This is a genomic window from Erythrobacter sp. (genome assembly GCF_023653175.1).
Taxonomy (GTDB): Bacteria; Pseudomonadota; Alphaproteobacteria; order Sphingomonadales; family Sphingomonadaceae; genus Erythrobacter.
Genome location: NZ_JAMNXL010000147.1, coordinates 1 through 8,893, shown reverse-complemented (window position 1 = coordinate 8,893; position 8,893 = coordinate 1). Strand labels below are relative to the sequence as shown.

Here is an 8,893-nt window from a genome sequence, read left to right as displayed (position 1 = left end):
CGCTGCGGCTTCTATATAGGTGCTTAACCACCGCACGAACATGGATCAGGGTGCGGTAAACTTGGGAAGGGTGATCGGCGCAGGCGATCAGTATGCGGCGAAGCGGGCGTTCAGGCCGATGAAGAGTGCAGCAATGCCGAGGCACACGGCCAGACCCAGGCGAAGCGCGCGCAGGGGCCAGCGGGCGAGCGTCTCGCCCCCCGCCGCCCAACCGAGCGTCACCGCCGCCGCGCCGCCGATGGCCCCGCCAAGGCCTGCGGTCACCGGCCACACCGTCCACGCGGCGAGCGCAAAGACCGCGAAACGCGCGCCGTCGCCGATCTGACGGGCGAGGAGCACGATCCCGAGCGCCGCGAGCGAGCGGGTCGGCTCTGCGGGCGGCTTGATCCGCACCGGCAGTGCCAGCTCGCCCGCGGCAATGGCGAGCGCGAAGGCGACCAGCATCTGTGCAGCGCGGCGCGGCAGGAGCGCGGCGAACTCGGCCCCGATCCAGGCCATGGCGCCCGCGCTAAGGCAGGCACAGGCCAGTGCCACCGCGAGGAGCTGCGCGCTCTGGCCGAGCGCACCGGCCCACTGCGCCACCATCAGCTGGTCGCGCCCGCCGGTCGCGAGTGCGGCGACCAGCAGCATGGCGAGAAGAAAGCCGTCCACCCCTCAGCCCCTCGCCATTCCGCTCAGGCGATCCACGGCCCCGTGATCGCCAGCGTCGCGGTCGGCCCGTAGGCGTTGACGAACAGCACCTTGCCATCGGGCGAGAAGCACCCGCCGGCCAGCTCGGTCTGCGCGCGCAGCAGCGCGATGGTATAGGCTCGACCATCGGGGGTGATGCCGCGTATGTGGTTTTCCTGCACCGCGGTGTACTGGTCCTCGCACACGATCAGGTGGCCGCTCGGGGCCACGGTCAGGTTGTCGCCGTAATTGAACTGATCGGTGCTCTCGCTTTCGAAGAACAGCTCGACCATGTCCGGCTGGCCTGCGCCCCCGACCGTGAGCTTGAGGATCTGCCCGAGCTCCTTCGCCCCGCCGCTGGTGCAGCAGGCGAAGACCTCGGACTGACCGCGCCCCACACCCATGTGCAGCCCCTCGCCGCGCGCCACCAGCGCCGCGCCCTTGGCGGCGGCGCGCTGGCGCAGGTCGTCCTTCGGGGCCTCGACATAGTCGAGATCGACCCACGAAACCCGGAACGGCTTGCCCACAGGCATGGCGGCAGACTTCCAGTTGCGGGTGTCGGCAAGGCCCTCGACCACCATCGCCTGCAAGCGCCCGCCTTCGGCAAGGCGGCCCGGGGCCTTGGGAAGGAAACGGTAGAGCACCGAATCGTCACGGTCCTCGGTCAGGTAGACGACGCCGGTCGCCGGATCGACCACGGCGGCCTCGTGGTTGAAGCGGCCCATCGCCTTCAGGGGCACCGCATCGACCAGCCCGCGCGCGGCTGCGGGGACTTCGAACACCCAGCCGTGATCCTGCTCAAGCCCATCCCCGCGCGGCTGCCCCGGGCCGGTCGGCGCTTCCTCGCAAGTGAGCCAGCTGCCCCACGGCGTGACCCCGCCCGAACAATTGCGGATCGTCCCGCCAAGGCTGCGGAACTGGCGCTTGACGGCAAGGGTCTGAGCATCGAGCACGAGGGTGGTGGTGCCGCCGGAGACGAACACACCGTCCTTCTTGCCGTATCCCTTGGCGATCACGCCGCCCGCATCGTGCTGCGGCTGCAGCTCGTGATTGCGCACCAGCACGATCTCGCCATTCCCGAGGTCGAAGCACCCCATCCCGTCAGCCCGGTCGGGCACGGTGCCGCCGTCGTCCATTGCATCGCCAAGGCGCGAGAGGACGCGGTAGGAAAAGCCTTGCGGAAGATCGAGGAAGCCTGCCGGATCGGGTGTCAGTGCGCCGTATCCGGCGAACCCGTCACCGCTCGCCACCTTCGCGCCGCCACCGGCCCCGCGGCTCATGCAGCCGCTCGCGGCGAGCGCGGCAAAGGCGGTGGCGGTCGCGCCGAGGAAGCGGCGGCGGTCGGGCGTGTTGATCAGCTGGGTCATGCCCTGCGGGTTACTTGCGCTCCCCTAGCGCGGCAAGCACTTCGTCCCAGCGGGCATATTTGAAGTTCTGCGCAGCCGGCGCGTTCATGCCGTCCTGCGCGATGAAGATGCCGCCGGGGAAGTCCGGGCCGAAATCGCGGTTGTCGACTTCGATCCCGTCGGTTTCCTCGGTGCTGCCGAAAGTGCCTGCAGCGACGCGGAAGCGTCCGACCGGGGTGTGATCAGGCAGGCGCCACACAGCATAGGCATTATCGCCCTGCGACGAGCCGATCAGATAGCCGCCCTTCGCGCCCTCAGGGGCGATGGCGAGGCCTTCCAGATCGGCGACCAGCAGTTTGTTGTCGATCGGCGCAATCATGCGCTTGGCCCCTGTGGCGGTGTCGATCGCCCAGAGACCCACATCTTCCTCGCCGATGTAGAGCGTGCCGGTGCGCGGATCGGCGATGCAGCCTTCGGGCTGGGTGGCGACGTTGGCGAGCGTCGTGGTCGTGCCCGAAAACGCGCCATTCGCGGCCGTGATCACGGTGCGATAGATCACCCCGTTCTTGGGCGCACTGAACACGGTGAACTGCGCGCTGGACACGGTTCCTGCCTGCCGCTTGTCGATGCAGATGCCGTAAGCCTCACCCGGCCCGACCGCGACCTTGCCCGCCGGGGTCAGCTTGCCCGTGGCGCGGTCCAGCAGGGCAAGGAAGATGTGCCCATTGGCCAGATCGCTGCGATCACTCGCCGCGACCACCACCGTGCCATTGCCCAGTTCTACCACATCGACATTGTTCATGCCCGGCGCGGCCAGAAAGGCCTTTTGTGCGCCCTTGAGGTCGTAGACGTAGAGCCCGCCCTTCTTGTCGGTGCCGACGATCAGGCTTGCCGCCGGGTTCGCCGGATTGCGCCAGATCGCCGGATCATCGGCCGCATCTTCGTTGGCGGTGCCGACTGGCGGGGTTTGTACCCGCGCGGTCACGGTGACCGCCGGGTCGCCCATGATCGCCGGGGGCACCGTCGCACAGGCGGCGGCGATCCCCAGCGTCATCAAGGCAAAGCCGTGGAATGGTCGGATCATTGCAACACGGCCTTTCAGTTCAATCAGAACGCGTAACGGGCAACAACCTGGAACACCGGCCCGGCGCGCTCGCTTTCAAGTTCGTATTCGTCGAAGATGCGGTTTTCCTGCTCAAGGACGGTGTTGAACTTGTTGAAGTCTTCATCCTTCGTCCCGTCAAGCAGGTTAGAACCCACCGCGCGGATGGTGAAGCTGTCGCCGAAGCGCTTTTCGATGAAGATTTCAAGGTCTGCGCCGTAGCGGGTGAAGACTTCCTCGCCCACCACGCGGCCATAGGCCTCGCCCTGCTTGCGATAGGTCGCGCCGAAGGCCGCGCCGAAATCGGGCAGGTTCTGGATCGCGCCGAAGTTGTAGACGTAATCCGACTGGTCGTTGAAGCGACGCTCGCCGAATTCGTCGGTGATGTTGCTGTCGAGGATCGCAAGGTTCCCGAACACGCCGGTGTCCGGCAGGCCGAGGAAGGCGAGGCTGAACGAGGCGTCGAATTCGATCCCGTAGACTTCGCCGTCGCCGGTGTTGCGCGGGACGTAGACGAAGGTGCCGGTGCCTTCCGAGCCGGGTTCGACCTGACCATTGGGCAGCAGCGCGGTGGTCAGTTCGGTGAGGTTGCTGACATCGCGGTAGAACACGTTGATGCCGACCACGCCGTTCTTGCCGATCTTGTGCTCATAGCCCAGATCGCCGCCCCAGGCGGTTTCAGGCAGCAGGAAGGGATTGCCGCGGAAGTCGTTGTCGCCGAATTCGGTTTCCAGCTCGATGGGAGCGATGAAATCGAAGCGCGGGCGACGCAGCGTGCGCGCGGCCGAAACCGTGATCCGGCCATCGCCGATTTCGTACTTGAGCGAGGCCGAGGGCAGGAACTCGTCGTAATCATTGGTGACGTTGGTTCCGGCCGGGTTGTCGGGGTTGCTGCCGAAGATGTCGGTCGAGGTGCTTTCCCAGCGCAGACCGACTTCGAAGGTCAGGTTGTCGTATTCGCCTTCGATCAGCGCGTAGAGATCGGCGCGGTCTTCTTCGATCGCGACAACGGTGTTTTCGAACGCCGGGAAGGTCGCGGGCACGAACTCGACCGGGCTGCGGACGAACTGGTCATAGCCTTCCCGCGTCGCCACCGGCAGGTTGAAGCGGTTGAGGCTGGTTCGCGGAGTTTCCTGCAAAAGCGTGTCGCGGTCCTTGGTCTGGATGAAGCCGCCGATCGCGAATTCGAGATTATCGTTGAGCTCGAATTCATGCTCGAGGTTGACGAAGAACTCGGTGTCCCTGGTGTCCGACAGGATCAGCTCGCCGGTGAAACGCGGGGAGCTGCGGTCGAAGTCGATTTCGTGTTCGAATTCGTCCTGGACATCTTCGAAGCTGGCATAGCCGACCCGCAGCTGGGTTTCGCCGAGACCCCATTCCTGATCGAGCTTGCCGATGATCGACCAGCTTTCGGTGGTGATGTCGTTGACGTTGGCATTGTCGCTGATCAGGTTGCCTGCGGGCACGGTGGTGGTGCGCACCGGGCCATTGACCGCGGTCTCGTCGTTGTACTCATACGACCGCTCGTCCTCCACGCGCTCGGTGCGCACGAAGTTGCCGAGGATTTCGAATTCGGTGGTTTCGGTCTCGATCCCCCAGCTGGCATTGAAGGCATAATCGGTGCCGTCGCGGGTATCGGTCTGGTCTTCGCGGTTGACGAAATTATCGGTCGCGAAGTTCGGGTTGTTCTCGGGGCTGTCGTCGTAGCGCAGGCTCAGCTTTTCCTTGGGATTGTAACGGCCCTGCACGTTGGCACCGATCAGCAGGCGACCGCCCGCCAGCGCGCCGCCATAGTAAAAGCCGCCCGAGGGCTTGAATTCGCCGTCATCGAAGATCAGCCCGCCCGCGCGGACATAGCCGCCATCGAGCGTCAGGCCGTCGCGCAGCACGATGTTGAGCGAGCCCGCCACCGCATCACCGGTGCGGCGCGCCGAGGAGGAGCGCACGATCTCGACGCGCTGGATTAGCTCGGCGGGAATGCGGTCGAGGAAGAACGAACGGTCCGACTGGCCGCCGGGCACGCGCTCGCCGTTGATCAGGATCTGGGTGTAGCCCGGATCGAGGCCGCGCAGACGGGCGCCGTCGCTTTCGATCACGTCCGAAAGGAAGGTCACGCCCGGAACACGCTTGAGCGCATCTCCCGCGGTCAGCGGCTCGAAACGGCGGAAATATTCCTCGTCATAGATCAGAATAGGTTCGGCCGCGTCCGAACGGTTGCGAAAGCCGATCGAGCCCTGAACCACGATTTCCTTGGCGGTCTGGATATCGTCGTCTTCGCCGTCCGCGGCCTCGGGGGCCGCATCGCCGGCCTGGGCGGAGATGGCGAGCGCGGCGGGATCGACCTCGGCGGCGAACGCCGGCGCGGTGACGGTTGTGGCGATCGCGGCGACGGCGCCGCCGAGGAGCAACTGGGTGCGGAGCATGGCAAGATTCCCCCATCGGTCACCCGGGGATCGGGACCGTGTTGGAGCGCCGCTTAACGTCCAGCCGTGACACTCGGGCGACCGGATAGTGACATTCCGGTTACAGGGGGCCGCACCGCAACATTCCTAAGATATGTTGCCGAATTGCCTCATTCGACAGGTGGCGCGGGTTTGCGCGATAGCTTAGCAGAGGGGCAAGAACACGAGGGAGAGAGGCACGATGAAACTCGAACCGGGCATGGCGGTGGTGGTCACCGGCGGCGCCAGCGGGCTTGGCAAGGCGAGCGCGCAAGGCTTTGCCGATGCGGGGCTGAAGGTCGCGATCTTCGACATCAACGACGAGGCGGGCGAAGCCCATGCGGCGGCGATCGGCGGCACTTTCCACCATGTCGACATCATGGACGAGGGCTCGGTCGAGGCAGGCTTCGCCGCCGCCCGCGCCGCGCACGGGCAGGAGCGCGTCACGCTCCACTGCGCGATGGCCAGCCGGCGCGGCAAGACACTGGGCTGGGACAAGGAGAGCGGCCAGTACAAGCGCCTCTCGACCGAGGATTATGCTTTCGGGGCTGAGGGCATTCTGGTCGCCAGCTACCGCATCGCCAGCATCTCGGCGCTCGGGATGGCGAACGCCGATCCGGTCAATGATGACGGCGAGCGCGGCTGCATCATCCTCACCGCCAGCGTCGCCGCGCAGGACGGGCAAATCGGGCAGGTGATCTATGGCAGCTGCAAGGCCGGGGTGAACGGGCTGGTGCTGCCGATGGCGCGCGATCTGATGGATATGGGGATCCGCGTGAACTCGGTCATGCCGGGGATCTTCGCCACCCCGCTGATGCTCGGCATGAAGGACCGCAACCCGCCGATGTGGGCGCAATTGAACGCCAGCGTCCCCTTCCCCAAGCGCCTCGGCGAGCCCGAGGAGTTTTCCAGCCTCGTGCTGGAGATTGCGCGCAACAGCTACATCAACGGCCACCAGTTCCGGCTGGATGGAGCGATACGGATGCCGCCTAAGTAAGGAACAGGATCATGGCCACTGCCACCAATGAATACCCGACGAAAGCCTATGGCGCGACCGCGCCGGACTCCGGCGTCGGCCCGATGCAGATCACCCGCCGGGGGCTGCGGCATGACGACGTGCTGATCGAGATCAGCCATTGCGGCATCTGCCATTCGGACCTCCACTCGGCGAGGAACGACTGGGGCTTCACCACCTATCCGATCGTCCCGGGCCACGAGATCGTCGGGACCGTCAGCGCGGTGGGCGAGGGCGTCACCCGCCACAAGATCGGCGACCGGGTGGCGATCGGGTGCATGGTCGATTCCTGCCTCGAATGCGCGCATTGCGCGGCCGATCTCGAGCAATATTGCCTCGATGGCGGCAACACCGGCACCTATAACGGCAAGGACCGGCGCGACGGCTCGCTGACCTTCGGCGGCTATTCCGAACGGATCGTGGCCAGAGAGGAGTTCGTGCTCAAGATCCCCGAGGGCATGCCGATGGCCGAGGCCGCACCGCTGCTGTGCGCCGGGATCACCACCTACAGCCCCTTGCGCACCTGGAAGGTCGGCCCGGGCAGCAAGGTGGCGGTGGCCGGACTTGGCGGGCTGGGACACATGGGGGTGAAGCTGGCGGCCGCTATGGGCGCGGAGGTGACCGTGCTCAGCCGCTCGGAAACCAAGCGCGCCGATGCCGAGAAACTCGGCGCCCATGCTTTCCTCAATACCGAAGACAAGGACGCGATGCGCGCCAAGCGTGGCTATTTCGACATGGTGCTGAACACCATCCCTGTGCGCCATGACGTGGTGCCCTATCTCCACCTGCTCAGGATCGACGGGGTGCAAGTGCTGGTCGGGCTGATCGGGCCGATGCCGGAAATCCACACCGGGGTGCTGCTGGGACGCAAGGTGCTGACCGGCAGCGGCATCGGCGGGCTGGCCGAAACGCAGGAGATGCTCGATTTCTGCGCGCAGCATAACATCCTCCCCGACATCGAGGTGATCGCCATGCAGGACATCCAGACCGCCTATGACCGGATGGAGGCGAGCGACATCAAGTACCGCTTCGTGATCGACATGGAGTCCCTGCGCGCGCCCGCCTGAAACGCGCGTCCGGAGGAAGTGGGGGCGGTGGTCGCTTGACGTATCGACCGCCCCTGCGCGGGGCCGCTAGGACATGGCTGCAAACTGTGGCAGGAAAGCCACGCAACAACCTAATATGAATCGACCCCATCATATAACCTTTGTGCGCAAGTGCAGCATGGAGGATTATGACGACGGCGCGACGGGAACCCGATTCATCGGATAAGAAAGTCCTGCACGCCGCGCAGGTGGAACGATCCAAACCTCTCTATGGAGCGTTCCTTATGTCCATTCGTTTCGCATCGGCCGCCTCGGCTGTCGCACTCGCCGCATGCCTTGCCACCCCCGCTTTCGCTGGCGAGGCAGCTGCTGCAACCACCGGCCCGGCCGCTGACACCGAAACCGAAATCACCGTCTCCGAAACCGCTGCCCTGACCCCCGCGATCGCCCCGATCGCGCTCGCGGACGCCATGGGCCAGGAAGAAGACACCCCGGCCATCACCATCTCGGGCTCGGCGACCCTCGCCTCGGACTACCGCTTCCGCGGCGTCTCGCAGTCGGATGAAGGCATGGCGATTCAGGGCGGCTTCACGATCAGCCACGAAAGCGGCGCCTATATCGGCACCTGGGGTTCGAACCTCGCCGGCTGGGGCACCTTCGGCGGATCGAGCATGGAGCTCGACATCTATGCCGGCTACAAGCTCCCCGTCGGCGAAGGCACGCTCGATCTGGGCGGCACCTGGTTCATGTATCCGAGCGGCGCGGACACCACCGACTTCGTCGAGTTCTACGCCAAGCTCGGCGGTGCGGTCGGCCCGGTTTCGCTGACCGCCACGGTCGCCTATGCACCGCAGCAGGAAGCGCTCGGCAACGCCTTCCCGGTGGGCGCTCCGGCCGATCCGGGCGACAAGGAGGACAACCTCTACCTTGCCGCTGACGCCGCCTATGGCATCGCCGACACGCCGATCACGCTGAAGGCCCACCTCGGCTATTCGGACGGCAACCCCGGCCTTGGCCCCAACGGCACCAGCGTCGCGCCGACCGGCACCTATTTCGACTGGTCGCTGGGCATCGACGTGGTGCCGATCTCGGGCCTGACCCTCTCGGCCGCCTATGTCGACACCGACATCGCCGAAGCCGACGCCGCGCTGATCCGCCCGAACTTCGCGACGCTGGCCGGGGATTCGATCTCCGATGCGACCGTGGTGTTCTCGGTCACCGCTTCGTTCTGATCCGACTCTGACGATCACAGGAGGGCGCCCTGCCGGCAGCGG

Annotated in this window: 7 protein-coding genes; 3 read left to right on the top strand and 4 right to left on the bottom strand. The window is 65.8% G+C overall.

The window, feature by feature from the left end; all coding sequences use genetic code 11:
- Positions 1–87: 87 nt before the first annotated feature.
- Genes NBV68_RS14630 through NBV68_RS14615 form a run of 4 tightly spaced genes read right to left on the bottom strand, consistent with a single transcriptional unit; the run spans position 88 to position 5,540 of the window.
- A complete protein-coding gene (locus NBV68_RS14630) occupies positions 88–651 on the bottom strand; it encodes a hypothetical protein (protein WP_296310967.1) in 564 nt (187 codons plus the stop codon).
- Positions 652–674: 23 nt separating this feature from the next.
- Positions 675–2,036 carry an alkaline phosphatase PhoX gene (locus NBV68_RS14625; RefSeq protein WP_296310965.1) on the bottom strand — a complete coding sequence of 454 codons (1,362 nt, stop codon included), beginning with the start codon at positions 2,034–2,036 and terminating at the stop codon, positions 675–677.
- Between the two features lie 10 nt (positions 2,037–2,046).
- Positions 2,047–3,099: a phytase gene (locus NBV68_RS14620; RefSeq protein WP_296310963.1), complete on the bottom strand. Its 1,053-nt coding sequence runs from the start codon at positions 3,097–3,099 to the stop codon at positions 2,047–2,049.
- 23 nt (positions 3,100–3,122) lie between these two features.
- Entirely contained in the window at positions 3,123–5,540 is a 2,418-nt protein-coding gene (locus NBV68_RS14615) for an outer membrane beta-barrel protein (RefSeq protein WP_296310960.1), read from the bottom strand.
- Between the two features lie 220 nt (positions 5,541–5,760).
- Between NBV68_RS14615 and NBV68_RS14610 the strand changes: the two genes are divergently transcribed.
- The 3 genes from NBV68_RS14610 to NBV68_RS14600 all read left to right on the top strand — a co-directional run bounded on the left by NBV68_RS14610 (position 5,761) and on the right by NBV68_RS14600 (position 8,851).
- Positions 5,761–6,555 (top strand): SDR family oxidoreductase, encoded by a 795-nt coding sequence (locus tag NBV68_RS14610; RefSeq protein WP_296310958.1) that lies wholly within the window; start codon positions 5,761–5,763, stop codon positions 6,553–6,555.
- 11 nt (positions 6,556–6,566) lie between these two features.
- The gene (locus tag NBV68_RS14605; RefSeq protein ID WP_296310956.1) at positions 6,567–7,640 is read left to right on the top strand and encodes an NAD(P)-dependent alcohol dehydrogenase; all 1,074 of its coding nucleotides are present in this window, start codon (positions 6,567–6,569) and stop codon (positions 7,638–7,640) included.
- A 263-nt stretch (positions 7,641–7,903) separates the two neighbouring features.
- On the top strand, positions 7,904–8,851 hold the full coding sequence (locus NBV68_RS14600) for a TorF family putative porin (protein WP_296310954.1): 948 nt from the start codon (positions 7,904–7,906) through the stop codon (positions 8,849–8,851).
- The last annotated feature ends 42 nt before the right edge of the window (positions 8,852–8,893 follow it).